We start from the raw sequence: 24,641 nt of genomic DNA on the forward strand, positions 1-24,641 counted from the left end.
TCAAGCCGGTTTCGGCGGACCGCCCCCGGACAGGGAGAATGGACCCTGGAGGCGCGCCGGAGCCGGAGCGCCACCGCCACCCACCGCAGCCACGAGGCAGGCCACCCAGCGATGAGTACGACCCAGAGCCCCCGCAGCGACACCCGAGCGCGCATCATCGAGGTGGCCCTGGAACTCTTCGCCTCACAGGGGTACGAGAAGACCTCGCTGCGCGAGATCGCCGACCGCCTCGGCGTCACCAAGGCCGCGCTGTACTACCACTTCAAGACCAAGGACGACATCGTCCACGGCATCGTCGAGTCCATGGCCGCGCCGATAGACGAGGCGATCGCCTGGGGCCGCGACCGGCCCTGGTCGCCGGAGGTCCGCGACGAGCTGGTCCGGCGCTTCGCCGCCGGCATGGCCGACCGCGCTCCGCTGCTCCGCTTCTTCCACGAGAACCAGCCCGCCCTGCGGGACTCCGCGGCCGGCTCCGAGTTCAAGGACCGGATGCTGGCGATGATCGGGCTCATCCAGGGCCCGGGCGCGACCTTCCGGGAGCGGCTGCGCGCCACCGTGGCGCTCTTCTCGATCAACTCGGCGTTCTTCCTGCTCAAGCAGGACCACGGCGAGCCCGGCGAGCACGCCGAGGCCTGCGCCGAGGCCCCGCCGGCCACCCTCCCGGAGGCGATGGCGGCGGCCGTCGAACTCGCCCTGGAGATAGCGTCCGGCATCTCGGCCGGCGAAACGGCGGCCGCCGGGGCGGCCGCCTCCTGACGGCGGCCCCGGCGGCCGGTCCTCCCGCGAGGGGTGCGATCAGAAGTTCGTCGCGCCGTGCGCCGAGAGGTACTTGATCGGGTCGATCACCGCGCCGTACTGGTTCGCGGTGCGGATCTCGAAGTGCAGGTGCGGGCCGGTCGAGTTGCCGGTGTTGCCGGACAGGCCGACCCGGTCACCGGCGTGCACCTTCTGGCCCGCGTGCACGCCGAGCTTCGACATGTGCGCGTACTGGGCGAAGTGGCCGTCCGACAGCTTCAGCACGACCTGGTTGCCGTACGCGCCGGCCCATCCGGCCGATACCACGGTGGCGTCGCCCACCGAGACCAGCGGGGTGCCCGGGCGGACGGCGAAGTCCACACCGGTGTGGAAGCCAGCCGCGTAGCTGTGGTTGGTCTTGTGGTACGGGTTGCTGGTCGGCGCGCCGGGCGCGGGGGAGGACCAGGAGGGCTGCGCCGGGGCCGGCGCCGGGGCGGGCTGGGCCGGCTGCGCCTGCTGCTGCGGCTGGGCCTGCTGGGCGGGCTGCGCCTGCTGCTGCGGCTGGGCCTGCTGGGCGGGCTGCGCCTGCTGCTGCGGCTGGGCGGCGGGCTGGGGCTGCTCGGCCGGCGGCTGGGCGAGGTTGTGCGCCACCGCGACGGAGTCCTGCGAGGAGACCGAGCGCGGCTGCTTGTAGGTGCTCGGCGCGGCCACCTGCACGACCCGGTTCTCCTGCTGCGGCGCGGCGGACGCGGTGAACACCGAGCTGCCCGGCACCGTCGGGTGGACGGTCGTCTGCGCCGCGGCGTGGCCCGGCAGCAGCAGGGCGCCCAGCGCCAGCGCGGCGACGCCGCCCGAGGCCACCTTCGCCCGGTTCCCCAGCACCGGCGAGGCCGCCGCCCGGACACCCGAGAGCGAGCCCGCCGAGGTGCCCGGCAGCCCGCCGTTCAGGGCGCGGGCGGACAGCGAACGGGCGTTGAGCAGGGCCGCGGCGGTGCCGGCGGAGGCCGTGCGGACGATGCGACGGGTGGCGTCGGAGAACGAAGGCATGGTGGCTGGACCTCGCGGAAGGGGGCGGTGCGCAGCGGAGCCGCACGGCTCCCTGGCGGGGACCACTCCGGTGTAGTCGCTCGGCCGGACGTACCCAAACGGTGTGACCTACGACGGTCCGTCGTGCTGGACACCGGGCCTTCGGCGACCGGCCCGTCCCGCCCGGCCGTACCGGCCCCGCCCGCTACTACCCGCGTTCGTACCGGGCCCCTGCCCTGTGACCACTGCCACCCGCGGTACCCCGCCCCGCGGCCGCCAATCGTGACGCCCCTCACGGCCCGCGCCGGCCGCGCGTCCGGGCGGTCACGCACGGTCCCGAGGGGTCGTGGGTGGAGCGGTACGGGCACATTTCCGTCGTTCTCGTGCCGACCGGTCGCGCCGACCGGGACGGCGGGCACGAGTCCGGGCGAAGATCTGACCGTGAACGAGGAACTCCAGCAGCGGCGGTACGCCGCATTCCGGTCCTGCGGCCGGCTGCTCTCGGGCAGCCGACCGGTCAGCCTGCGCGAGCGGATGGCGTCGCTCGCCGCCGAAGCGGAAGGGGTCCACGACCTTGACGAGCGGCCCGACGTGTACGGGGACGGGGTGGTCCGCGCCCTGGAGCGGCGGGTGGCGGCCCTGCTGGGCCGGGAGGCCGCCGTCTACTTCCCGACCGGCACCATGGCGCAGCAGGTGGCCCTGCGGTACTGGGCGGAGCGCACCGGCAGCCCGATGGTGGCGATGCACCCGCTCGCCCACCCGGAGCTGCACGAGCGGCGGGCCCTCACCCGGCTCACCGGCCTGCACGCCGTCTGGCCGACCACCGCACCGCGGCTGCCCACCCCCGCCGAACTCCGCACCTGTGAGGAGCGGTTCGGCACCCTGATGGTGGAACTCCCGCTGCGCGACGCCGGGTTCGTGCTGCCCGCCTGGGAGCAGCTGGTGGAGACGGTCGCCGCCGCCCGCGAACTCGGCGCCCGGGTGCACCTCGACGGCGCCCGGCTCTGGGAGTCCACCGTCCACCTCGGGCACCCGCTGCCGGAGATCGCCGCGCTGGCGGACTCGGTGTACGTCTCCTGCTACAAGTCGCTGGGCGGCCTCAGCGGCGCCCTGCTGGCCGGTGGCGAGGCCTTCGCCCGGGAGGCCCGGGTGTGGCAGCACCGGTACGGCGGGAAGCTCTTCCAGCAGTGGCCCGCGGCGCTCTCCGCGCTCGTCGGGCTGGAGCGCGAACTCCCGCGCCTGCCGCGGTACGTGGCGCACGCCAGGACGGTCGCCGCGGCCCTGGCCGAGGTGCCCGGCGCCCGGATCGACCCGTTGCCGCCGCACACCCACCAGTTCCGGCTCTGGCTGCCGCACACCGCGGACGCCCTCACCGAGGCCACCCTGCGGCTCGCGGAGGAGCAGGGCATCGCGCTGTTCCACTACTGGGACGAGCCGGGGGCGCCCGGCCTCGCGATGACCGAGGTGACGGTGGGCGCCGCCGCCCTGGAGTGGACGTCCGAGGACGTGGGCAAGGCGATGGCGGCCCTGCTGGCACTGCTCTGACGCCACGGGCCGGAACGCACGTCGGCCCGGTTCCTCCCGCCGGAGGAACCGGGCCGACGCAGTGTCAACTGTCAGTACCCGAGGGTGCCGATCAGAAGGACGGGCGGACCATCAGGATGGTCTCCAGCTTGTTGGAGCTGTTCCACAGCACGTCGATCGCGGTGTGGGTGTCCGGCACCTTCACGCTGGAGTACGGGGTCTTCTCGTCCCAGTACTTCTTGGTGTGGTCGTTGAAGGTGGTGACGCCGGCCGCGCTCGGGATCTTGGTGAGCACGTCGGCACGGTGCAGCTGCAGGCCGTCGGTGCGCTCGAACCCGAAGGGCGAGTCGTAACCCTGGATGCGCGGGCGCATCAGGGTGCCGTCGGCCCAGGAGATCGGGGTCGGGTGCGAGTCGACCGGCAGGATCAGGCCGGAGCCCGGGTGGTCGGTCACGTTGTTGTCGGACTGCGAGGTGTCCCACAGCCAGATCAGGATGCCGTTCTGGTTCTGGTAGTGGTCCACCCAGTCCGGGCGGGCCGCGGAACCGAACACGTACGGACCGGTCTTCAGCGTGGTGTCGTAGGACACGTACTGACGGTTCTCGACGATGTAGTGCTGGGCGTACTCCTTGGAGAACTTGCCCGTGATCCGCGAGAAGCCGGTGGCGGTCCAGCCGTTGTCACCCTGCTCCGCGTCGTCGCTGAACAGCGCGGCACCGTCGGCGTTGACCGCGATGTTGTCCAGCGCGAGGCCCTTCATGTGCAGGCCGCCGTCGGTGGTGTAGTGGAAGCGGACCTTGACGGCCTTGCCGGCGTAGGCGTTCAGCGAGTAGGACAGGTCGCCCCACTTGCCGCCCGAGTTGCCGGTGAGGCCCGGCGCGTCGGCGCCGTCCTTCTGCAGCGGGGTGCCGTTGAAGGTGCCGTCGATGGCCGTCCAGTGGGCGCCGCCGTCGGTGGAGACCTCGGCGTAGCCGTAGTCGTAGTCCTGCTCGATGTCGTACCAGGCCTTGGCGGTCAGCGTCGCCGAGGTCTTGCCGGTCAGGTCGACATCACGCACCAGCGAGACGTTCAGGTCGTCCGCGCTGCCGCTCCACCACTCGTTCGCACCCGCGAACGGGGTGTTGATCTCGGTGGTGACCGTCTTGTTCGGAAGGTCGACCACGACGGCCTGCGGGCGCTTGCTGTTGTACTCCGCCGGACCGGTCCAGTGGAAGGACAGCTTGTTGGCGCTGGCCTTGTCGTAGTTCAGCCAGCCGAGCTGCAGCTTGCTCCAGGCGTCGAGGTCGCCCGGCTTGTCGCCGATCGACGACTTGCCGTCGCCCAGCCAGGAACCGGAGGACATCAGCGACCAGAAGCCGACCGAGTTGTCGTCCTTGCCCGTGGTGTCGTACAGGTCCGGCAGACCGAGGTCGTGGCCGTACTCGTGGGCGAAGACACCGAGGCCGCCGTTCTCGGGCTGCATGGTGTAGTCGCCGACCCAGAGGCCGCTGGTGCCGACCGGGGTGCCACCGAGCTTGTTGTTGTCCGGGCCGGTCTTGCCGGCCTGGGCGCCGTAGACGTAGCTGCGGTGGGCCCAGAGCGCGTCGGTGCCCTGGACGCCGCCGCCGGCGGACTGGTCCTCACCGGCGTGCACGATCTGGAAGTGGTCGATGTAACCGTCGGGCTCGTTGAAGTTGCCGTCGTGGTCGTAGTCGTACCGGTCCCACTGGTCGTACTGCGCGATGGTGGCCTTGATCTGCTCGTCCGTCTGGCCCTTGGCCTTCTGGTCGGCGACCCAGGCGTTGATGCCGTCGCGGATCAGGTCCTGCGCGTTGTTGCAGACGTGCTGGCCGCAGTAGTCCGAGCCGTAACGGGCCTCGTTCCACGGCACCTTCACCCAGTCGGTGACCTGGCCGTCGACCGAGTAGCGGCCCGAGGACTGCTTCTCGTAGAAGGTCTTCAGCGAGTCGCCGGTCTTGGAGAAGTACATGTCCTGGTAGTGCGCCTGGTTGTAATCGGCCTGCCAGGCGGTCGAGTTGTCCTTCGACCGGTCGGGCTGGGCGATCATGTTGTGCGCCGGGCCGGGCTGGCCGCCGTACTTGACCTTGCCGTCCGGGGTGGTGGTGGTGTTGTCCACCTGGTCGCCGAAGTCGACGAGGATGGTGAAGATCTTGTCCGTGCGCTCACGGGCCAGCTCGACGTACTTGTCGCGGCCCAGCTTCACGGAGGTGCTGCTGCCGTGCTTCTCGACCTTGGCGGTGCCCGCCAGGAGCTGCTCGGTGGCGGCCTTCTGCTCGGCCTCGACCTTGGCGGTCAGCGGGCCCGGCAGGTCGTGGTCGACCTTGAGCGCCTGCGCATCGGCAGGGTCGTGCGAGACAGGGGCCGGCGTGGCGGCGGTGGCCGTCCCGGGCAGCAGGCCCGTGCCGAGCGCGGCCGTGACCGCGATGGCAGCAGTGGCCGCAGCGGCCCTCTTGGATATCTTCAACGTGGTGACGTCCTCCCCTTGCCGGCTCGGCTCTTGGCCCGCCGGCGAACCAATGAAAGACAGGTGGACGACATTTGATCCAAGCCCAGGTCAAAAAGAAAGACCTTGACCATGCATGATCACAACGCTATCCTCCGGCAGCCGTGATCAACTGATGGGCAGTCAAGAGTAAAGCGGGGCCCGCAGTTGGGGCATCCATCGCACCCGCACGAGCGGCACGACGCCCCGCCGGAGGCTCCGGCGGGGCGAAATCACAGGTTATGGATGTCTAAACAGTTTTAAAACTGAAAAGGACTCGGCCCCGACGTTCCGTCGGGGCCGAGTCCTTTTACGTACGACCGGTTACTTGGTCAGGTCCGGTCCGGAGGTCGAGACCGCGGCCGCCGGGGTGTCGGCCACCGGGGACTTCTCCTCGCCGCGGAAGGTGAACTTCGCTTCCTTGCCCTCGCCCTCGGTGCCGACGACCACGATGTGGCCGGCGCGCAGCTCGCCGAAGAGGATCTTCTCGGACAGGTGGTCCTCGATCTCGCGCTGGATCGTCCGGCGCAGCGGACGGGCGCCCAGGATCGGGTCGTAGCCCTTCTTCGCCAGCAGCTTCTTGGCCTCGACGCTGAGTTCGAGACCCATGTCGCGGTCCTTCAGACGCTGGTCCACCTTGGCGATCATGAGGTCGACGATCTGGATGATGTCGTCCTCGGACAGCTGGTGGAAGACCACGATGTCGTCGACGCGGTTCAGGAACTCCGGCCGGAAGTGCTGCTTGAGCTCCTCGCTGACCTTGGCCTTCATCCGCTCGTACCCGCTCTGGGCGTCACCCGTGGCCGCGAAGCCCAGGTTGAAGCCCTTGGAGATGTCCCGGGTGCCGAGGTTGGTGGTCATGATGATGACCGTGTTCTTGAAGTCGACCACGCGGCCCTGGGAGTCGGTCAGGCGGCCGTCCTCCAGGATCTGCAGCAGCGAGTTGAAGATGTCCGGGTGGGCCTTCTCCACCTCGTCGAAGAGGACGACGGAGAAGGGCTTGCGGCGCACCTTCTCGGTCAGCTGGCCGCCCTCCTCGTAGCCCACGTAGCCGGGCGGGGAGCCGAACAGCCGGGAGACCGTGTGCTTCTCCGAGAACTCCGACATGTCGAGTGCGATCAGCGCGTCCTCGTCGCCGAAGAGGAACTCCGCCAGCGTCTTGGACAGCTCCGTCTTACCGACACCGGACGGACCGGCGAAGATGAACGAGCCGCCGGGGCGCTTCGGGTCCTTGAGGCCCGCACGGGTGCGCCGGATGGCCTGGGAGAGCGCCTTGATGGCGTCCTTCTGGCCGATGACGCGCTTGTGCAGCTCGTCCTCCATGCGCAGCAGGCGGGAGGACTCCTCCTCGGTCAGCTTGAAGACCGGGATGCCGGTGGCGGTGGCCAGGACCTCGGCGATGAGCTCCTCGTCCACCTCGGCGACGACGTCCATGTCGCCGGCCTTCCACTCCTTCTCCCGCTTGGCCTTCGCGGTGAGCAGCTGCTTCTCGTCGTCGCGCAGCGAGGCGGCCTTCTCGAAGTCCTGCGCGTCGATCGCGCTCTCCTTCTCGCGGCGGACCTCGGCGATCTTCTCGTCGAACTCGCGCAGGTCCGGCGGCGCGGTCATCCGGCGGATGCGCATCCGGGAGCCGGCCTCGTCGATCAGGTCGATCGCCTTGTCCGGCAGGAAGCGGTCCGAGATGTACCGGTCGGCCAGGGTGGCGGCGGCGACCAGGGCGGCGTCGGTGATCGAGACGCGGTGGTGCGCCTCGTACCGGTCGCGCAGGCCCTTGAGGATCTCGATGGTGTGCGGCAGCGACGGCTCGGCGACCTGGATCGGCTGGAAGCGGCGCTCCAGCGCGGCGTCCTTCTCCAGGTGCTTGCGGTACTCGTCGAGCGTGGTGGCACCGATGGTCTGCAGCTCGCCGCGGGCCAGCATCGGCTTGAGGATGCTGGCGGCGTCGATCGCGCCCTCGGCGGCGCCCGCACCGACCAGGGTGTGCAGCTCGTCGATGAACAGGATGATGTCGCCGCGGGTGCGGATCTCCTTGAGCACCTTCTTCAGGCGCTCCTCGAAGTCACCGCGGTACCGGGAGCCGGCGACCAGGGCGCCGAGGTCCAGGGTGTAGAGCTGCTTGTCCTTGAGGGTCTCCGGGACCTCGCCCTTGACGATCGCCTGGGCCAGGCCCTCGACGACGGCGGTCTTGCCGACGCCGGGCTCGCCGATCAGCACGGGGTTGTTCTTGGTGCGGCGGGACAGCACCTGCATGACCCGCTCGATCTCCTTCTCGCGCCCGATCACCGGGTCGAGCTTGGCCTCGCGGGCGGCCTGCGTCAGGTTGCGGCCGAACTGGTCGAGGACCAGCGAGGTGGAGGGAGTGCCCTCGGCGGGGCCGCCGGCGCCCGCCGACTCCTTGCCGCCGCCGGAGTAACCGGAGAGCAGCTGGATGACCTGCTGCCGGACCCGGTTCAGATCGGCGCCCAGCTTCACCAGGACCTGGGCGGCGACGCCCTCGCCCTCGCGGATCAGGCCGAGCAGGATGTGCTCGGTGCCGATGTAGTTGTGGCCGAGCTGAAGGGCCTCGCGGAGCGACAGCTCCAGGACCTTCTTCGCCCGGGGGGTGAAGGGGATGTGGCCGGACGGGGCCTGCTGCCCCTGGCCGATGATCTCCTCGACCTGCTGCCGGACCGCCTCGAGCGAGATCCCGAGGCTCTCCAGGGCCTTGGCGGCGACACCCTCACCCTCGTGGATCAGACCCAGGAGGATGTGCTCGGTGCCGATGTAGTTGTGGTTGAGCATCCGGGCTTCTTCCTGAGCCAGGACGACAACCCGCCGCGCGCGGTCGGTGAACCTTTCGAACATCGTTTTCGCTCCTCAGAGCGGTCGGCCAGTTCGGGGTCCGTCCCCGCCCTGTCCTTCCGCATGCTAGTCCCGCTCAGCGGCGCGGCCCACGGACAACCCCACTCGCGTGGGGACATCATGCTGCGCGACCAGCCGACACCATTCCCAACCTGATGCTGGGAGACGGTGTTCCCACAGAGGGCCCCGATGCACCTGATGGCCGCTACGCCATCGGCGAACAGAGGCTCCGGCTGAGGGGACGGCCGGCCGCGCGAACTGCCCGGTCGGGGCCCTGCGACCCCGCCCACCTGCATTCATACCCGGTCTCGGGGTGAGATTCGCGCTGTTTCCCCGGTGGCGCTGTTCGCCTGGCGAGAAGTCCGGCCCCCGGAGCGCCGGTCGGCGCGGCGGGAGTGACGGCGCATCAACGGTCCGGCGCCGGCTCCACCGTCCGGCGTCGGCCGATCGGGCCCGGGGGTGCGCCGGTCGGACGCTTCCCGCAGGGCCGTTCCGCTTCCTCCAGCGTTGCACAGCCCGGTGCCGTCCCGCTGCCCGTCATCGGACCGGCCGATCATGCACCTGCCATGACAACGGGCGGACGACCGCGGCGCGACCCCGGCCGACCGGGCCCGGCCGGCTCCGGGGCGCGCGCCCCGGGCCCGGCCGCACGGCCACCGGTCAGGACGCGTGCGCCTTGTCGTACTTCGCCTTGATGTCGCTCGGCACGCGACCGCGGTCGTTGATCTCCAGGCCCTGCTCCTTGGCCCAGCTGCGGATCTTCGCGGTGTCCGGGCCGGCGGCGGACGAACGACCCGCGCCGCGACCGGCACCGCTGCTGCGGCGCGCCCCCGCGATGCGGCCGCTCTGCTTGCGGCCCTTGTCCACGTACGGCGCCAGCAGATCGCGGAGCTTCTCCGCGTTGGCGCTCTTCAGGTCGATCTCGTAGGCAACGCCGTCCAGCGCGAACATCACCGTCTCGTCCGCGGAGCCGCCGTCGAGATCGTCTTCAAGAATGACCTGCACCCTCTGTGCCACGGGCTTCCCTTTCCGAGTAAACGAGCCATTGCCTAGGCAAAGGAAACCGCCTTTTCCCGGAAAACTCAAACCCCTACCCGATCGGGATGCGTCCCGCAAGGCTCACAAGGGCGCGCTCAGAGGCGCAGGAGCATGCGCGAGTTGCCCAGGGTGTTGGGCTTCACCCGCTCCAGGTCCAGGAACTCCGCGACTCCTTCGTCGTACGAGCGCAGGAGTTCTTCATAGACTTCCGTGGCCACGGCCGCCGGGTCTGACGTACGATCGTCGGTTTCCCCGATCTCGACGAAACCGTGTTTCGCGAAGAACGCCACCTCGAACGTCAAGCAGAAAATCCGACGGACGCCGAGCCAGCGCGCGGTCTGCAGCAGCTTCTCCAGCAGGAGGTGTCCGAGGCCCAGGCCCTTGCAGGAGGGGTGCACCGCCAGCGTGCGGACCTCCGCCAGGTCCTCCCACATGACGTGCAGCGCACCGCAGGCGACCACCGTGCCGGTGTCGTCGCGCTCGGCCACCCAGAACTCCTGAACGGATTCGAACAGGGTGACCGTGGGCTTGTCGAGCAGAATGCCGTCGCGCGAGTAGGCGTCGATGAGTGCCCGTACTGCCCGCACATCGGTGGTCCGCGCCCGGCGGATGGTGACCTCCATGCCGGGACGTTATCGTGCCGCGCCGCCGCCGGTCTCCCCGGTGCCCCGTTCCGTCCCGGGCCGCGGCGGTTCCGCGGGAAGGACGGCGGCCACCCGCAGGGCGTCCCGCAGCGCCTCGCGCTGCTCCGGCGACATCAGTCCGAAGAAGTGCACCAGCGCCGCCGCCGGATTGTCGCTCGTCGCCCAGGCGTCGTTCATCAGCGCCGCGGTGTACGCCTCGCGCGAGGAGACCGGCTCATATCGATACGCCCGGCCGACCTGTTCCCGCCGGAGCCAGCCCTTTCTGTACAGCTTGTCGAGCACCGTCATCACGGTGGTGTACGCGATATCGCGTTCCGTCCGCAGATCCTGCAGAACCTCGCGAACCGTGACCGGGCGGTTCCACTGCCAGACCCTGGTCATGATGTCGTTCTCGAGTTCTCCGAGTTGCCGCACCATAGTCCGGCCAGGATAGGAACTGATTCGGACAAAATCGGCGATTCGGCAAGCAGACCGGCGCGCCGCCACCCCCTTGGCGGGGGCGGCGGCGCGCCGGTGTGCGTGTCGAACGGGCCCGCCGAGGCTATTCCGCGGCGCGAGGGGCCGCGGCGGCCATCGCGTCGGCGGCGGCGTCCTCCTTGGCCTTCTGGGCGCCGCCCTGGCTGCGGATGATCGCCCGCACCAGGAAGCCGAAGCCGATCGCCATGACCAGCGGCGGCACGATCGCGCTGACGTAGTCCATCAGGTCACTCCTCTTCTGCTTCTGCGTCGTCCGCAGCGGCGGCGCCGCTGCTGCTCCTGGTCTCTGCCCCACTTCGCTGATCGGGCCGCACCAGCGGGAAGAGCACCGTCTCGCGGATGTTCTTGCCGGTGAGCAGCATGATCAGACGGTCCACGCCGAGACCGAGGCCGCCGGTGGGCGGCATCGCGTACTCCAGGGCGCGCAGGAAGTCCTCGTCCAGCTGCATCGCCTCGACGTCGCCGCCGGCCGCCAGCAGCGACTGGGCGGTCAGGCGGGCGCGCTGCTCGACCGGGTCGATCAGCTCGGAGTAGGCGGTGCCGATCTCGGTGCCGAAGATCACCAGGTCCCACTTCTCCGCGACGCCGGCGACCGAGCGGTGCTGGCGGGTCAGCGGGGAGACCTCGGTCGGGTAGTCCCGGATGAAGGTCGGCCGGATCGCGTGGTGCTCCAGCAGCCGCTCGATCATCTCCAGGACGATCTGGCCGTGGCCCCACTCCTTCTCCCACGGCACGCCGGCGCCGTCGGCGAGCGCGCGGAGCTCCTCGACGGAGGTCTCCGGGGTGATCTCGGTGCCGAGGCGGGCGGAGATGCCCGGGTACACCGAGACCTCCTCCCACGGCTCGGCCAGGTCGATCTCGTGCTCCTCGCCGTCCGGGCCGAGGCCGCGGACCACGGTGGTGCCGAGGGCGTCCCGGGCGGCGTTGACGACGATCGCGCGGATCAGCTCGGCCTGGGTGTCGTAGTCGCCGTACGCCTCGTACGACTCCAGGGCGGTGAACTCCGGGTTGTGGGTCGCGTCGGCGCCCTCGTTGCGGAAGTTCCGGTTGATCTCGAAGACCTTCTCGGCGCCGCCGACCACCAGGCGCTTGAGGTAGAGCTCGGTCGCGATGCGCAGGTAGAGCTCGATGTCGTACGCGTTGATGTGGGTCTTGAACGGACGCGCGTTGGCGCCGCCGTGGATCGGCTGCAGCATCGGCGTCTCGACCTCGAGGTAGCCGCGGTCCTCGTAGGTGCGGCGGATCGAGCGGATCACCTTGGTGCGCAGCTGGAGCATCTCGCGCGCCTCGGGGTTCACGATGAGGTCCACGTACCGCTGGCGGACCCGGGCCTCCGGGTCGGTCAGGCCCTTGTGCTTGTCCGGCAGCGGGCGCAGGCACTTGGCGGTGAGCTCCCACCGGTCGACCATGACGCTCAGCTCGCCGCGGCGGGAGGTGATGACCTCGCCCTCCACGCCGACCTGGTCGCCGAGGTCGATGTCGGACTTCCAGGCCGCCAGCCGCTCCTCGCCCAGCTTGTCCAGCGAGAGCATCACCTGCAGGTCGCCCGAGCCGTCGCGCAGGGTGGCGAAGCAGAGCTTGCCGCCGGTGCGGGCCAGGATGACGCGGCCGGTGATGCCGACCCGCTCGCCGGTCGCGGTGTCCGCGGCCAGGTCGGGGTGCTTGGCACGGAGGTCGGCGATGGTCGTGGTGCGGGGGAAGCCGACCGGGTAGGGGTCGATTCCGGCCGCCCGGAGCCGGTCCAGCTTCTCGCGCCGGATGCGCATCTGCTCGGGGAGGTCGTCGGCCTGGGGCACGGTGGTCTGATCGCTCACCCCACAAGGGTAGCCACCGCCGGGCCGCGCTCCCGCACGGGTTTCGCGCGGCGGCCCCGGAGCGCCGCGGAGGCGCTCCGGGGCCGCCGACGCGGAGGGGGGTGTTACTGGTGGGCGCCCTTGCGGCGGCGCGTGGCCAGGAACACCGCGCCGCCGATCAGCACCGCGCCGGTGCCGGCCGCGGCGATGGTGCCGAGCCCGGACGCGCCGGTGAACGCGAGGGCACCTCCGCCGGACGAGGCCGAGCCCGCACCCGCACCCGCACCCGCGCTCTGCGAGGCCGAGGCCGAGGCGGACGGCGAGGCGTGGGTGGAGGGCGAGGCGCTGCCGGTCGGCGTGCTGGGCGAGGCGGAGGCGCTCGGGGAGGCACCCGGGGTGGGCACGGAGCCGTCGGCCTTGGTCCCGAGCGTCACCCGGGTCAGGTCGTTGCCCGGGTTGTGGTCCCACGGCATGACGGCGGAGGGGTGGCCGGGCTCGACGGAGCTCCGGGTGTTCTGCAGCGAGACCACCGCGACCGGGTCTGCGGCGGTGACCTTCAGGTCGAAGTCGTACGTCTTCTGGAAGCCGGCGGGCACGTCCGACGGTGCGTCGCAGGCCCACTTGACGGGGTTCTTGACCTCCTGGCCGTTCTCCCAGCGGACGGCGCTGCAGCCCGCGGGCTCCTTGGCCACGGTGACGCCCTTGGGGAACACCACGAGGACGTTCGGCGCGGCCTCGCCGCCGCTGCGGTCGTAGAGGTGTCCCGGGCCGCTGTTGCGCAGCCCGACCGTGAGCTTCCCCTGGTGGCCGTCGGCACCCGGCTTCCACGCGCCGATGGCCGAGAAGTCGGCGGTGTTGTCCACGTCCAGCGCGATCGACACCATGTTCTCGGCGTACTGCGTGGCGTTCGGCGGACCGGGCTTCGTGTCGTCCGACTCGGGCTTGCCGGCGGTGAGCCGCTTGCCGGCGGGGCCGTGCACGAAGGTCATGCTCTTGCGGTACCAGGCGGTGTCCTCGCCCTCGCCGGGGAGCACCGCGACGTCGATGTAGCTGTGCAGGGCGCTGCTGTCGACGCCGAACTTCATCGGGTCGATCGTCACCGTCTCACCGGGGGCGACCGAGGTGTTGACGGTGCAGATCGCCACTTCGTAGGAAGGGGCCTGGCTGCCCGCGCCGGTGGCGTAGTCGCAGTTGGCGAACTGTCGTTCGGGCTTCACCCCGGCGATCCCGCTGAGGACGAGGACCAGTCGGCCGCTGGGGAGCGAGCCCTGGTTCACCACCTGGACGGACGGGGTGATCGTCGAGCCGGGCTTCACGCCCGTCAGCTGCTCCTTGGTCTTCACCCGCAGGTCCGGCCCGCCGACCGAGACGCTCACGTCGGCGCTGACCGTCCCGGCGTCGGTGGTCTCCGTGACCTTGAGGTGGCCGGTCTTGCCGAGCTCGGCGCCCTTGAGGGCGGTGAGCTGCGGGTTGATCTGCTGGTTGAGCCTGCCGTCCTGCGAGTAGAAGGTGCCCTTGCAGGTGGTCACGGCGCCCTGGACGGTGCAGGCGGCGTTGCCGAGTTCCGGGGCGAACTCCGCCAGGCCGGCCAGGCCGCTCGCGTCGAACGTGTACGTGATGTCGTGCGAACCGGTCTTCACGGTGCCGGTCAGGTTCAGCGTGACGTGCTTCGCCACCGGGTCGCCGCTCGCGGGCGCCGGGACGAGGGACACCGCTGTCGGAGCGTCGAGCACGAGGTCGGCGGCGAATGCCGGCGCGGCGGCGGAGCCGCCGAGTGCGACGGCTGCGACGGCCGTCGCCAGGGCAAGGGCGCGTGTGCGTCCGATGCGCATTTTCCCCCCAGGGTCTTCGGTTTTGCGTGTGGCGCAGACCCTAGGGCGGCCCCGGGGGAGTCACGGGCAGATGAATCGGACAGTTCGGGACGTGACCGTTCGTACCGGCAGCGAGTGTTGTCGATCTGTGACCGAAATTCCCCCGGGCCCATTGCAGAGTCGACACATCGACGCGCGGCGGGGCCCCCGCCGAACGGGGGTGCCTCAGCCGGTGCCGGTGGCGAGCTCGGCCTCCTCGTCGTCCGGCGCGGGCGGCTGGGACTGCGGCCTGGACTTGGGGCGGCGGCCGAAGAGCTCGGCGGGGGTGGGCATCCTGCGGGGCTGCGGCTGCTCGCCGTGGGCCGGGGGCCTGGGGGTGCTGCTCATCGGAACGCGTCCTCCAAGGGTCGGGGCGGGCAGGGGTTCGCACGCCGGGCTCGGTACGGCCATCAGATGGCGCTGGCCGGAGGCGAACGACAGCCGCTCGCGGACCTCGGCCTCCGCCATCGCGTGGCAGCGGCCGGCCAGCCGGGAGCGCCGGGCGTGCTCGGCGGGGCCGCACGGCTGCCGGGAGAGCGAGCGGAGCGCCGACAGGTCCTCGGGGGTGGGGAGGTAGCCGTCCGACACGGCCTCCTCCAGCCGTTCCAGGTAGCCGCGGGCGCCGCCGGGCAGCGCGGACCGGTAGCGGGCCAGGTCGGCCAGCAGGAAGCTGCGCAGCCGGCCGCCCTCCCGGACGGCCTCGTCGATGGACTCGGTGAGGCGCAGCGCGTCCTGGACGTCCTCCGCCCACAGCGCGCCGGACGGTCCGGGTAGGTGCAGCCGGTCGTCGGGGAGGGCCGGGTAGAGGGCTTGGGCAAGGGCGCGGCGCAGCACGCGGACTTCGTCGGCGCTGAAAGCCATGCCGCCCCGCGATCCGTGTGGCGTAGGCATGAGGTGACAGTACGTGGCGTACGTCCGATTTCGGGCGATTGGCGCCGCAGTTGTCCCGATTGGCGTATCTGCCGCTGATCCGACGTGACGACGGCCGGCCCCGTGGGGCCGACCGTCCGTCAGCGGGCTTGGCGGGAATGCCCGTTCACGCCTTGTTGCGCTCCCAGACCAGCCGCAGGCCGATCAGGGTGAGCCAGGGCTCGTGCACGTCGACGGTCTCGGCCTCGCCGAGGACCAGCGGGGCCAGGCCGCCGGTGGCGATCACCTGGACGTCGTCCGGGTCCTTGGAGAGCTCCCGGGCCATCCGGTTGACCAGGCCGTCGACCTGCCCGGCGAAGCCGTACAGGATGCCGGACTGCATCCCTTCAACGGTGTTCTTGCCGATGACGTTGCGGGGGCGGGCCAACTCGATCTTGCGCAGCTGCGCGCCGCGCAGGCCCAGCGCCTCCACCGAGATCTCGATGCCGGGCGCGATCGCGCCGCCCACGTAGTCGCCGCGGGCGTTCACCGCGTCGAAGGTGGTGGCGGTGCCGAAGTCCACCACGATGCACGGGCCGCCGTAGAGGTGGTTGGCGGCCAGTGCGTTCACGATCCGGTCGGCGCCGACCTCCTTGGGGTTGTCCATCAGGACGTGCACCCCGGTCTTCACCCCCGGCTCCACGATCACCGCGGGCACGTCGCCGTAGTAACGGCGCGTCACCTCGCGGAGCTCGTGGAGCACGGCGGGCACGGACGAGCAGATCGACAGCCCCGCCACCTTGTCCTCGGCGGACACGATGGGGTGGGCACCCATCAGGCCCTGCATCAGCACCGCCAGCTCGTCCGCGGTGCGCCGCGGGTCGGTGGAGATCCGCCAGTGTTCGACGATGTCCTCACCGTCGAACAGGCCGAGCGTGGTCTGGGTGTTGCCGACGTCGATGGTGAGGAGCACGGGATGGCTTTCTGTTGAGGCGGAGTCAGGCGCGGAGGTCCAGGCCGATGTCGAGGATCGGCGAAGAGTGCGTCAGGGCCCCGACGGCCAGGTAGTCGACACCAGTCTCGGCGACCTCGCGGGCGGTGGCCAGGGTCAGTCCGCCGGACGCCTCCAGCTTCGCCCGGCCGGCCACCAGGGCGACGGCCTCCTTGAGCTGCGGCACGGTGAAGTTGTCGAGCAGGACCAGGTCCGCCCCGGCCTCCAGCACCGGCGCGATCTGCTCCAGGGTGTCCACCTCCACCTCGACGGGGAGGTCCGGGTACGCCGCCCGCACCGCGCGGAACGCCTCCGCGACGCCGCCGGCCGCCACCACGTGGTTGTCCTTCACCAGCGCGGCGTCGGACAGCGCCATCCGGTGGTTGGCGCCGCCGCCGCAGCGGACGGCGAACTTCTCCAGCGCCCGCAGGCCCGGGGTGGTCTTGCGGGTGTCGCGGACGACCGCGCCGGTGCCCTCCAGGGCGTCCGCCCAGGCCCGGGTCGCGGTGGCGATGCCGGACAGGTGGCAGAGCAGGTTCAGCGCGCTGCGCTCGGCGGTCAGCAGGTCGCGGGTGCGGCTGCGCACCGAGAGCAGCACCTGGCCGGCCTCGACCCGGGCGCCGTCCTCGACGTGCCGCTCGACCTCGAACTCCTCCTCGCAGACCAGCGAGACGACGGCCTCGGCCACCCGCAGGCCGGCGACCACGCCGGCCGAGCGGGCGGTGAAGTCGGCGGTGGCGACGGCGTCCGCGGGGACGGTCGCCACCGAGGTGACGTCCTCGCCGCCGGCCAGGTCCTCGCCGAGCGCGAGCATCGCGACGTCCTCGACCTCGACCGGGTCCAGGCCGGCCTCCTCCAGCAGTGCCGCCAGCGCCGGGTCCAGCCCGGTCTCGTACGCCTCGCCCTCGCCGCAGGCGCAGCCGTCGCCGCAGCCGCCGGAGGCGAGCGGAAGTTCGTCGTGGGTCATCGTGGTGCTCCTAGGTGATCGGCCGGGTGCGCCGGGGACGGTGTCACGCCCGGACGCTCGGGTGTCCGTCGGCGTCGAGGGTGGTGACCAGGTGGTGCTGCCAGCGGGCGTCGTCGCGGTCGGGGAAGTCCTCGCGCCAGTGGCAGCCGCGGGTCTCCTCGCGGCGGGCCGCGGCGGCGACCAGTGCGGTGGCGACCAGGTGCAGGTTGGCGGCCTCCCAGGTCTCCACCCGGGGGTCGGCCGGCTTGCCCTCGTCCAGGTAGGCGGAGGCCTCCCGGGCGAGGACGGTGAGGCCCTCGGCGGTGGCGGCCATCGACCCGGCCGAGCGCAGCACGCCGGCCCCGCGGGACATCAGCCGCTGGATCTCGGCGCGCGCCTCGGGGGCGAGCAGCGGCACGGTGCTGGCCTCCAGGGCGGCGGCGACGTCGACGGCCCGCTCGGGCAGGTCGCCGGCGGCGTGCCGGGCGGCCAGGTCGGCGGCGATCCGCTCGGCGAAGACCAGGCCCTCCAGCAGGGAGTTGGAGGCGAGCCGGTTGGCGCCGTGCACACCGGTGCAGGCGACCTCGCCGCAGGCGTACAGGCCGGGCACCGTGGTGCGGCCGGCCGGGTCGGTGCGCACGCCGCCGGAGGCGTAGTGGGCGGCGGGGGCGACCGGGATCAGGTCGGTGACCGGGTCGATGCCGTGGGCCCGGCAGGAGGCGAGGATGGTCGGGAAGCGGTGCTCCCACATCTCGGCGCCGAAGTGCCGGCCGTCCAGGTACATGCGGTCGGTGCCGCGCAGCTGCATCTGCCGGGTGATCGCCTTGGCGACGATGTCGCGCGGGGCGAGCTCGGCGAGTTCGTGCTGCCCGAGCATGAAGCGCTCGCCGGAGGCGTCGACCAGGTGCGCGCCCTCGCCGCGGACAGCCTCGGAGACCAGCGGCTGCTGGCCCTCGGCGTCGGCCCCGAGCCAGAGCACGGTCGGGTGGAACTGGACGAACTCCAGGTCGGCGACCTCGGCCCCGGCGCGCAGCGCGAGGGCGACGCCGTCGCCGGTGGAGACCGCCGGGTTGGTGGTCGCGGAGAAGACCTGGCCCATGCCGCCGGTGGCGAGCACCACGGCGCGGGCGCGGATGGCGCCGACGCCGTCCCGCTGGCCCTCGCCCATGACGTGCAGGGTGAGGCCGGCCGCGTGCCCGTCGGCGTCGGTGAGCAGGTCGAGGACGAGCGCGTGCTCGATCAGCTCGATGCCGGGGTCGTTGCGGACGGCGGCGACCAGGGCGCGGGATATCTCCGCGCCGGTGGCGTCGCCGCCGGCGTGCGCGATCCGGCGGCGGTGGTGGCCGCCCTCGCGGGTGAGCAGGATCGTGCCGTCCTCGTCCTGGTCGAAGGCGGCGCCGACGGCGATGAGCCGGCGCACGGCGTCCGGGCCCTCGGTGACGAGGGTGCGCACCGCGTCCTCGTCGCACAGGCCGGCGCCGGCGACGAGGGTGTCGTCGAGGTGCTGCTCGGGGGTGTCGCCCTCGCCCAGGGCGGCGGCGATGCCGCCCTGGGCCCAGCGGGTGGAGCCGTCGTCCAGCATCGCCTTGGTGACCACCGTGGCCCGCAGGCCGGCCCGGCGGACGTTGAGCGCGACGGTCAGGCCCGCGACGCCGGAGCCGACCACGACGACGTCGGTGGTCGCGGTCCAGCCCGGGGCGGGGGCGGTCAGGCGGTACGGCATGGCTTCACTGGCTCCTTCAGCGCGCGGCGTCGGCACTCGCGCCGTCCGCATCACGGTACGCCCGGTCGCCGCGGAGCAGGCCACTGCCCTCGGGCGCCTCGGCCGGGTCCCCGCCCATGCCGGTGATCCGGTTGTCCCCGTCGACGAAGACGACCTTGGGCAGGTACGCCTTGGCCTCGGCGGTGTCCATCTGGCCGTACGCGATGAGGATCACGAGGTCGCCCGGGTGCACCAGGCGCGCGGCGGCACCGTTGATGCCGATCACGCCGGAGCCGCGCGGGCCCGCGATGGTGTAGGTCTCCAGGCGGGCGCCGTTGTTGATGTCGACGATGTGGACGAGCTCGCCGGGGAGCAGGTCCGCGGCGTCGAGCAGGTCCTCGTCGACGGTGACGGAGCCGACGTAGTGCAGGTCGGCCTGGGTCACCGTGGCGCGGTGGATCTTGGACTTGAGCATGGTGCGGAGCATCTGGTCACGCCTCCTGGTGGGACCCCCGGCGGGGCCGGGGGAGAGTGCATGCCTACGGGGGGTCGAGCGGGGTGGTGCGGGGTGGTGCGCTACCGGACGATGACGCCGACGTTGTCGATCAGGCGGGCGGGGCCCACCTTGGCGGCCACGGCCAGCAGGGCCTCGCCGGTGAAGTCGTCCGGCACCTCGGTGAAGGAGTCCGGGTCGATCAGGGCGAGGTAGTCGGGGGTGACACCGTCGGCGCCGTCCAGGACGGCCGCGGCGGCCTCGCGGACCGCCTTCGCGCCCTGCGCGCCCGCGTCGCGGCCGGCGAACAGCGCCCGGGACAGCGCCAGGGCCTGCCCGCGCTCGGTGTCGGAGAGGAAGCGGTTGCGGGAGGAGAGCGCCAGCCCGTCCTCCTCGCGGACGGTCGGGACGCCGACGATCTCCACGTCGAAGTCCAGGTCGGCGACCATGCGGCGGACGATCGCCAGCTGCTGGGCGTCCTTCTCGCCGAAGAAGGCGAAGTCCGGGTCGGTGATGTGCAGCAGCTTGGCGACGACGGTCAGCATGCCGTCGAAGTGGCCGGGGCGGGACGCGCCCTCGAAGCCGTCGCCCATCGGCCCGGCGGACAGCCGGACGAGCGGCTCGCCGTTGGGGTACACCTCCTCGACGGTCGGGGCGAAGACCACGTCGGCGCCGGCCTCGCGGGCGACCTCCAGGTCGGCGTCCAGGGTGCGCGGGTAGCGCTCCAGGTCCTCGCCGGCGCCGAACTGCAGCGGGTTGACGAAGACCGTCACGGCCACCCGGCCGTCCCGGCCGACCTGGCGGCGGGCCGCCCGGATCAGCGCGGCGTGGCCGGCGTGCAGCGCGCCCATGGTCATCACCACGGCGTTGTCCACCGGCTGGTCGTCGGGCCAGAACGCGGCCTCGAACTCCTCCACCGTGCGGGTGAGCTCGGTGGTGCGGGGGGCCTTCGCCTTCGCCGGCTGCTTGCCGCGTGCCATCAGGGGGTCTCCTCGTCGAGTACGTCCAGCAGCGCAGCCGCCGCCTCTTCCTTGAGCGGTCCGCCGCGGACCGCCCGCTGTGCGGTGGCCCGGGCCATCGCACGGTACGCCTGCCCGATGTCCGGGGACGCCGTCCGCAACTGCTGCAGGTGCCGGCGGAGCGTCCCGGCGTCGCCGCGGGCGACCGGGCCGGTCAGCGCGGCGTCGCCGGAGCGCAGCGCGTTGTCCAGGGCCGCGCCGAGCAGCGGGCCGAGCAGCTGCCCCGGCTCGGCGACCCCGGCCCCGCGCAGCAGCTCCATCGCCTGCGCGACCAGGGTGACCAGGTGGTTCGCGCCGTGCGCGAGCGCCGTGTGGTAGAGCGGGCGGACCTCCTCGGGCACCCACTCGGGCTCGCCGCCCATCTCCACGACCAGCGCCTCGGCGACCGGGCGCAGCTCGTCGGGGGCGGTCACCCCGAACGGGCAGCCGGCCAGCCGGGCCAGGTCCACCGAGGTGCCGGTGAAGGTCATCGCCGGGTGCAGCGCCAGCGGCAGCGCGCCGGCCCGGGCGGCGGGCTCCAGCACCGCCACGCCGTGCGCGCCGGAGGTGTGCACCACGATCTGGCCCGGGCGGATCGCGCCGGTCGCGGCCAGCCCGGCGGCGAGGTCGGCGAGCGCGTCGTCGGGCACCGTCAGCAGCACCAAGTCGGCGGCGGCCAGCACCTGCGGCGGCGTCACCAGCCGCACGCCGGGCAGCAGCGCCTCGGCGCGGCGCCGGGAGGCCGCGGACACCCCGGAGGCGGCGACCACCCGGTGCCCGGCCAGCTGCAGCGCGGCGCCCAGCGCCGGGCCGACCCGGCCGGTGCCGACCACGCCGACGGAGAGCCGGGCGGGCCGGTTCTCCGGGTCCAGCGGATCCCCGAAGGGGTCGGTCGGCCCGAGGGCCGGGGCATTGTCGGACGCGCTCACGGCTCGGCCCTCGTCATTGCTTCCCGTTCCAGTCCTGTGCAGGTACCAGACGTACCGCTCCATCGTACGGGGCGGCCGGTGCGCCCCCGCCGCGCGGGGCCGGCCCCCGGATCTCCACGGAAGCTTCACGACCCTCCTGGCGACCCGAACGCTACGGCCGGGTAACTTGGCGCAGTCCGAGCCCCGGGACACGAGGGAGACCATGCCCAGACGCCTCGGCCTTGCCCGCCCGCGCCGACCCCGCACCATCCGTACCCGCATCATCGCGCTGGTGCTGATCCCCGTCGTCGCCCTGGTCGGACTGTGGACCTTCGCCATGGTCTCGATGACCGGCGACCTGCGCGCCCTCGTCCGCCTCAAGGACGCCTACGAGTACTTCGGCAGCCCGGTGGACACCGCCGTCGGCCAGATCCAGATCGAGCGCCGGCTGGCCGCCGAGTACCTGGGCTCCGGCGGCGACCCGGCCGCCCTCGCCGCCTACACCGCGCAGGAGCGGGCCACCGACGAGAAGGTCCGCGCCGTGCGGGCCGCCGCCGAGAACCCCGACCGGCAGGACGAGCTCACCGCCGAACAGCGGGACACCCTCACCGCGATGATCACCGCCACCGACGGCCTCGCCCCGCTCCGCCAGGCCGTCATCACCCGCGCCCTGAGCTGGGACGCCGCGGTCGAGCGGTACACCGCCGCCGTCGAGCCGTCCTTCGCCGTCGAGTCCGCGCTCACCGCCCTGCAGGCCGGCCGGCTCGCCCGCGAGGCCCAGGTGGTCGTCGAACTCGTCCGGGTGCGCGAGTTCGTCTCCCGCGAGGACGCCCTCGGCTCCGGCGCCCGGGCCGCAGGCTCCTTCACCCCCGCCCAGTTCCGCGCCTTCGCCGCCGTCGTCGAGGACCGCCGGGTCTTCCAGCGGACCTACGTCGCCGCGCTGCCCGCGGACTCCCGGGCCGGCTTCGAGACCTTCGCCGTCGACCCCCGCTACACCGCGCTCACCGCCGCCGAGGACGGCGTCCTGGACGCCGGCGCCGACGCCGCCGGCCGCGCCGTCGACCGCAACGGCTGGCGCACCACCATGGACCCGGTCGTCCACCGCTACATGGAGCTGTGCAAGGACGCCGCGCTCAACTCCGCCGCCCGCGGCCGCGCCTACGCCGGCGACCAGCTGCTGAAGGCCGGCCTCGCCGGCGGCGCCGGCCTGCTCGCCGTGGTGTTCTCCGTCTGGTACTCGGTGCGCACCGGCCGGCGGATCACCCGCCGCCTGACCCGGCTGCGGGTCGCCGCCGACCGGCTGGCCAACCGCCAGCTGCCCGACGTCGTCCGCCGCCTGGCCGCCGGCGAGACCGTCGACGTCGAGCGGGCCGCACCACGGCTCGCCTTCGCCGCCGGCGAGCACGACGACGAGATCGGCGACCTCGGCCGCGCCCTCAACCACGCCCGCCGCGCCGCCGTCGAGGCCGCCGTCGAACAGGCCCGCCTGCGGGCCGGCATCTCCGGCGTCTTCGTCAACATCGCCCGCCGCAGCCAGGCCCTGATCCACCGCCAGCTCAAGCAGCTCGACGCCATGGAACGCCGCGCCACCGACCCCGACGAGCTCGCCGACCTCTTCCGCGTCGACCACCTCGCCACCCGGATGCGCCGCCACGCCGAGGGCCTGATCATCCTCTCCGGCGCCGCCCCCGGCCGGCGCTGGCGCAAGCCCGTCCCGCTGGTCGAGGTGGTCGGCTCCGCGGTCGGCGCCGTCGAGGAGTACGAGCGGGTGGTCGTCCCGCCGATGCCGCAGGTCTTCGTCTCCGGCGCCGCCGTCGGCGACCTCGCCCACCTGGTCGCCGAACTCATCGAGAACGCCACCGCCTTCTCGCCCCCGCACACCCAGGTCACCATGCGGGCCGGCGAGGCCGCCCACGGCTGCGTGCTGGAGATCGACGACCGCGGCCTCGGCATGGACGAGGACGAACTCGCCGCCGCCAACCGCACCCTCGCCGAACCGCAGGAGTTCGACCCCACCCGCACCGAACGGCTCGGCCTCTTCGTCACCAGCCGGCTCGCCCGCCGCCACGGCATCGAGGTGGCGCTGCGCCGCTCCCCGTACGGCGGCACCACCGCCGTGGTGCTGCTGCCGAAGGCCGTCCTCGCGGAGCCGCCCGAGCCCGCGCCGCGGCCCGTCCCGGTGCCCGAGGCGCCGGCCGGGGCCGAGCCCGGACCCGTGGCCGAGGCGCCCGCGGCGGCCGTGCTGCCGATGCGGCGCGCCCTGCCCACCCGGACCCGCCAGGCGTCCCTCTCGCCCCGGCTGCAGGACCCGCCCGGGGCGGACGCCCCCGCCGGGCCGCCCGCCGGAGGACCCGAGATCTCGGCCGAGCAGATGGGCGCCGTCTTCGGCGCGTTCCAGCGCGGGCTGGACCGCGGCCGTGGCCGCGGCACCGACGCCCGCACCCCGCACGACCCGGAGGACGAACGATGAGCACGCCCGAGACCACCGAGCAGGCCGCCGGCGGCCTGGACTGGCTCCTGGAGGACCTGGTCGACCGCACCGAGCACGTCCGCCAGGCCGTGCTGCTCTCCTCCGACGGCCTGCCCACCGCGGCCTCCGCCGGGCTGAGCACCGAGGACGCCGACCACCTCGCCGCCGTCTGCTCCGGCTTCCACAGCCTCGCCCGCGGCGTCGGCAGCCGCTTCGAGGCCGGCTCGGTCCGGCAGACCATGGTGATGCTGGAGGACGCCTTCCTCTTCGTCTCCCCGGCCGGCGAGGGCAGCTGCCTGGCCGTGCTCTGCGGGCCGCAGGCGGACGTCGGCCAGATCGCGTACGAGATGCAGATGCTCGTCCGCCGGGTCGGGCGCCACCTTTCCACCCCCGCCCGGGCCGGCGCCGAACCGGCCGCCGGCCCGGGGGCGGCCACATGAGCGGGCACTGGTACGACGACGAGGCCGGCCCGATGGTCCGGCCGTTCACCCTGACCGGCGGGCGCACCCGCTCCGCCGAGGGCGAGCGCTACGACCTGCTGGCCGCGGTCTCGGCGGTGCCGGACGCCGAACCGGCCGCCCACCTGGACCACGCCCGCAGCGCCCTGCTGGACCGGATCCGGGACCGGCCCTGCCCGCTGGCCGAACTGGCCGCCGACGCCGACCTGCCGATCGGCGCCCTGCGGGTGCTGCTCGGCGACCTCGTCCAGGCCGGACTCGTCCGGGTCGGCCAGGGTGCCGCCGAGGCCGGCCGCCCGGACGTCCGCCTGCTCCGCGAGGTCATCCAGGGCCTGCGGCGGCTCTGACCGGGGACACCCGAGGGGGGCGCCGGGGCCACCCGCCGGGGGCGGCCCCGCGCCGCGGTACGAACCCCG

At 72.7% G+C, this 24,641-nt stretch carries 21 protein-coding genes; 5 read left to right on the plus strand and 16 right to left on the minus strand.

Annotated elements, in window-relative coordinates:
* Nucleotides 1-111: 111 nt before the first annotated feature.
* A complete protein-coding gene (locus ABD353_RS21600) occupies nucleotides 112-756 on the plus strand; it encodes a TetR/AcrR family transcriptional regulator (protein WP_344625301.1) in 645 nt (214 codons plus the stop codon).
* A gap of 39 nt (nucleotides 757-795) precedes the next feature.
* Here ABD353_RS21600 and ABD353_RS21605 read toward each other — a convergent pair whose 3' ends face one another.
* Nucleotides 796-1,782 carry a M23 family metallopeptidase gene (locus tag ABD353_RS21605; RefSeq protein WP_344625300.1) on the minus strand — a complete coding sequence of 329 codons (987 nt, stop codon included), beginning with the start codon at nucleotides 1,780-1,782 and terminating at the stop codon, nucleotides 796-798.
* 414 nt (nucleotides 1,783-2,196) lie between these two features.
* Here ABD353_RS21605 and ABD353_RS21610 point away from each other — a divergent pair, with 414 nt between their 5' ends.
* Entirely contained in the window at nucleotides 2,197-3,306 is a 1,110-nt protein-coding gene (locus ABD353_RS21610) for a threonine aldolase family protein (RefSeq protein WP_344625306.1), read from the plus strand.
* 91 nt (nucleotides 3,307-3,397) lie between these two features.
* Here ABD353_RS21610 and ABD353_RS21615 read toward each other — a convergent pair whose 3' ends face one another.
* The 15 genes from ABD353_RS21615 to ABD353_RS21685 all read right to left on the minus strand — a co-directional run bounded on the left by ABD353_RS21615 (nucleotide 3,398) and on the right by ABD353_RS21685 (nucleotide 21,318).
* Nucleotides 3,398-5,749: an immune inhibitor A domain-containing protein gene (locus ABD353_RS21615; protein ID WP_344625299.1), complete on the minus strand. Its 2,352-nt coding sequence runs from the start codon at nucleotides 5,747-5,749 to the stop codon at nucleotides 3,398-3,400.
* A 342-nt stretch (nucleotides 5,750-6,091) separates the two neighbouring features.
* On the minus strand, nucleotides 6,092-8,611 hold the full coding sequence (locus ABD353_RS21620; protein WP_344625298.1) for an ATP-dependent Clp protease ATP-binding subunit: 2,520 nt from the start codon (nucleotides 8,609-8,611) through the stop codon (nucleotides 6,092-6,094).
* Between the two features lie 657 nt (nucleotides 8,612-9,268).
* On the minus strand, nucleotides 9,269-9,625 hold the full coding sequence (locus tag ABD353_RS21625; RefSeq protein ID WP_344625297.1) for a histone-like nucleoid-structuring protein Lsr2: 357 nt from the start codon (nucleotides 9,623-9,625) through the stop codon (nucleotides 9,269-9,271).
* A 116-nt stretch (nucleotides 9,626-9,741) separates the two neighbouring features.
* Entirely contained in the window at nucleotides 9,742-10,269 is a 528-nt protein-coding gene (locus ABD353_RS21630; protein WP_344625296.1) for an amino-acid N-acetyltransferase, read from the minus strand.
* Between the two features lie 9 nt (nucleotides 10,270-10,278).
* Entirely contained in the window at nucleotides 10,279-10,707 is a 429-nt protein-coding gene (locus ABD353_RS21635; RefSeq protein ID WP_030267802.1) for a BlaI/MecI/CopY family transcriptional regulator, read from the minus strand.
* A gap of 124 nt (nucleotides 10,708-10,831) precedes the next feature.
* The gene (locus ABD353_RS21640; RefSeq protein ID WP_030267803.1) at nucleotides 10,832-10,990 is read right to left on the minus strand and encodes a hypothetical protein; all 159 of its coding nucleotides are present in this window, start codon (nucleotides 10,988-10,990) and stop codon (nucleotides 10,832-10,834) included.
* Between the two features lie 4 nt (nucleotides 10,991-10,994).
* Entirely contained in the window at nucleotides 10,995-12,581 is a 1,587-nt protein-coding gene (gene lysX / locus ABD353_RS21645) for a bifunctional lysylphosphatidylglycerol synthetase/lysine--tRNA ligase LysX (protein WP_425555221.1), read from the minus strand.
* Between the two features lie 104 nt (nucleotides 12,582-12,685).
* Nucleotides 12,686-14,392 carry a hypothetical protein gene (locus ABD353_RS21650; RefSeq protein WP_344625295.1) on the minus strand — a complete coding sequence of 569 codons (1,707 nt, stop codon included), beginning with the start codon at nucleotides 14,390-14,392 and terminating at the stop codon, nucleotides 12,686-12,688.
* A gap of 204 nt (nucleotides 14,393-14,596) precedes the next feature.
* A complete protein-coding gene (locus tag ABD353_RS21655; RefSeq protein ID WP_344625294.1) occupies nucleotides 14,597-15,271 on the minus strand; it encodes a hypothetical protein in 675 nt (224 codons plus the stop codon).
* A gap of 175 nt (nucleotides 15,272-15,446) precedes the next feature.
* Complete coding sequence (locus tag ABD353_RS21660) at nucleotides 15,447-16,232, minus strand: type III pantothenate kinase (protein WP_344625293.1); 786 nt, start codon at nucleotides 16,230-16,232, stop codon at nucleotides 15,447-15,449.
* Between the two features lie 25 nt (nucleotides 16,233-16,257).
* Nucleotides 16,258-17,217 carry a carboxylating nicotinate-nucleotide diphosphorylase gene (gene nadC / locus ABD353_RS21665; protein WP_344625292.1) on the minus strand — a complete coding sequence of 320 codons (960 nt, stop codon included), beginning with the start codon at nucleotides 17,215-17,217 and terminating at the stop codon, nucleotides 16,258-16,260.
* A gap of 43 nt (nucleotides 17,218-17,260) precedes the next feature.
* Nucleotides 17,261-18,919, minus strand: a complete 1,659-nt coding sequence (locus ABD353_RS21670) for an L-aspartate oxidase (protein WP_344625291.1) — start codon at nucleotides 18,917-18,919, stop codon at nucleotides 17,261-17,263.
* Nucleotides 18,920-18,935: 16 nt separating this feature from the next.
* The gene (panD, locus tag ABD353_RS21675; protein ID WP_344625290.1) at nucleotides 18,936-19,385 is read right to left on the minus strand and encodes an aspartate 1-decarboxylase; all 450 of its coding nucleotides are present in this window, start codon (nucleotides 19,383-19,385) and stop codon (nucleotides 18,936-18,938) included.
* Between the two features lie 89 nt (nucleotides 19,386-19,474).
* A complete protein-coding gene (gene panC / locus ABD353_RS21680; RefSeq protein WP_344625289.1) occupies nucleotides 19,475-20,371 on the minus strand; it encodes a pantoate--beta-alanine ligase in 897 nt (298 codons plus the stop codon).
* The gene (locus ABD353_RS21685) at nucleotides 20,371-21,318 is read right to left on the minus strand and encodes a Rossmann-like and DUF2520 domain-containing protein (protein ID WP_344625288.1); all 948 of its coding nucleotides are present in this window, start codon (nucleotides 21,316-21,318) and stop codon (nucleotides 20,371-20,373) included. Before ABD353_RS21685 ends, panC begins: the two co-directional genes overlap by 1 nt.
* A gap of 202 nt (nucleotides 21,319-21,520) precedes the next feature.
* Here ABD353_RS21685 and ABD353_RS21690 point away from each other — a divergent pair, with 202 nt between their 5' ends.
* From ABD353_RS21690 to ABD353_RS21700, 3 genes are read left to right on the plus strand one after another with little or no spacing between them, the layout of a single operon-like run.
* The gene (locus ABD353_RS21690; RefSeq protein ID WP_344625303.1) at nucleotides 21,521-23,767 is read left to right on the plus strand and encodes a sensor histidine kinase; all 2,247 of its coding nucleotides are present in this window, start codon (nucleotides 21,521-21,523) and stop codon (nucleotides 23,765-23,767) included.
* Nucleotides 23,764-24,207: a roadblock/LC7 domain-containing protein gene (locus ABD353_RS21695; protein WP_344625286.1), complete on the plus strand. Its 444-nt coding sequence runs from the start codon at nucleotides 23,764-23,766 to the stop codon at nucleotides 24,205-24,207. The genes ABD353_RS21690 and ABD353_RS21695 overlap by 4 nt, the downstream gene beginning before the upstream one ends.
* The gene (locus tag ABD353_RS21700; protein WP_344625285.1) at nucleotides 24,204-24,572 is read left to right on the plus strand and encodes a DUF742 domain-containing protein; all 369 of its coding nucleotides are present in this window, start codon (nucleotides 24,204-24,206) and stop codon (nucleotides 24,570-24,572) included. Before ABD353_RS21695 ends, ABD353_RS21700 begins: the two co-directional genes overlap by 4 nt.
* Nucleotides 24,573-24,641 lie beyond the last annotated feature (69 nt).

Origin of the sequence: Kitasatospora arboriphila, from assembly GCF_039528095.1 — a bacterium.
Classification (GTDB): Bacteria; Actinomycetota; Actinomycetes; order Streptomycetales; family Streptomycetaceae; genus Kitasatospora; species Kitasatospora arboriphila.

Excerpts from the sequence above, each read along its gene's own strand:
- ABD353_RS21600 (WP_344625301.1), top strand. The coding sequence starts at position 112 with ATGAGTACGACCCAGAGCCCCCGCAGCGACACCCGAGCGCGCATCATC.
- ABD353_RS21605 (WP_344625300.1), bottom strand. The coding sequence starts at position 1,782 with ATGCCTTCGTTCTCCGACGCCACCCGTCGCATCGTCCGCACGGCCTCC.
- ABD353_RS21620 (WP_344625298.1), bottom strand. The coding sequence starts at position 8,611 with ATGTTCGAAAGGTTCACCGACCGCGCGCGGCGGGTTGTCGTCCTGGCT.
- ABD353_RS21630 (WP_344625296.1), bottom strand. The coding sequence starts at position 10,269 with ATGGAGGTCACCATCCGCCGGGCGCGGACCACCGATGTGCGGGCAGTA.
- ABD353_RS21635 (WP_030267802.1), bottom strand. The coding sequence starts at position 10,707 with ATGGTGCGGCAACTCGGAGAACTCGAGAACGACATCATGACCAGGGTC.
- ABD353_RS21640 (WP_030267803.1), bottom strand. The coding sequence starts at position 10,990 with ATGGACTACGTCAGCGCGATCGTGCCGCCGCTGGTCATGGCGATCGGC.
- ABD353_RS21650 (WP_344625295.1), bottom strand. The coding sequence starts at position 14,392 with ATGCGCATCGGACGCACACGCGCCCTTGCCCTGGCGACGGCCGTCGCA.
- ABD353_RS21655 (WP_344625294.1), bottom strand. The coding sequence starts at position 15,271 with ATGGCTTTCAGCGCCGACGAAGTCCGCGTGCTGCGCCGCGCCCTTGCC.
- nadC (WP_344625292.1), bottom strand. The coding sequence starts at position 17,217 with ATGACCCACGACGAACTTCCGCTCGCCTCCGGCGGCTGCGGCGACGGC.
- ABD353_RS21670 (WP_344625291.1), bottom strand. The coding sequence starts at position 18,919 with ATGCCGTACCGCCTGACCGCCCCCGCCCCGGGCTGGACCGCGACCACC.
- panD (WP_344625290.1), bottom strand. The coding sequence starts at position 19,385 with ATGCTCCGCACCATGCTCAAGTCCAAGATCCACCGCGCCACGGTGACC.
- panC (WP_344625289.1), bottom strand. The coding sequence starts at position 20,371 with ATGGCACGCGGCAAGCAGCCGGCGAAGGCGAAGGCCCCCCGCACCACC.
- ABD353_RS21690 (WP_344625303.1), top strand. The coding sequence starts at position 21,521 with ATGCCCAGACGCCTCGGCCTTGCCCGCCCGCGCCGACCCCGCACCATC.
- ABD353_RS21695 (WP_344625286.1), top strand. The coding sequence starts at position 23,764 with ATGAGCACGCCCGAGACCACCGAGCAGGCCGCCGGCGGCCTGGACTGG.
- ABD353_RS21700 (WP_344625285.1), top strand. The coding sequence starts at position 24,204 with ATGAGCGGGCACTGGTACGACGACGAGGCCGGCCCGATGGTCCGGCCG.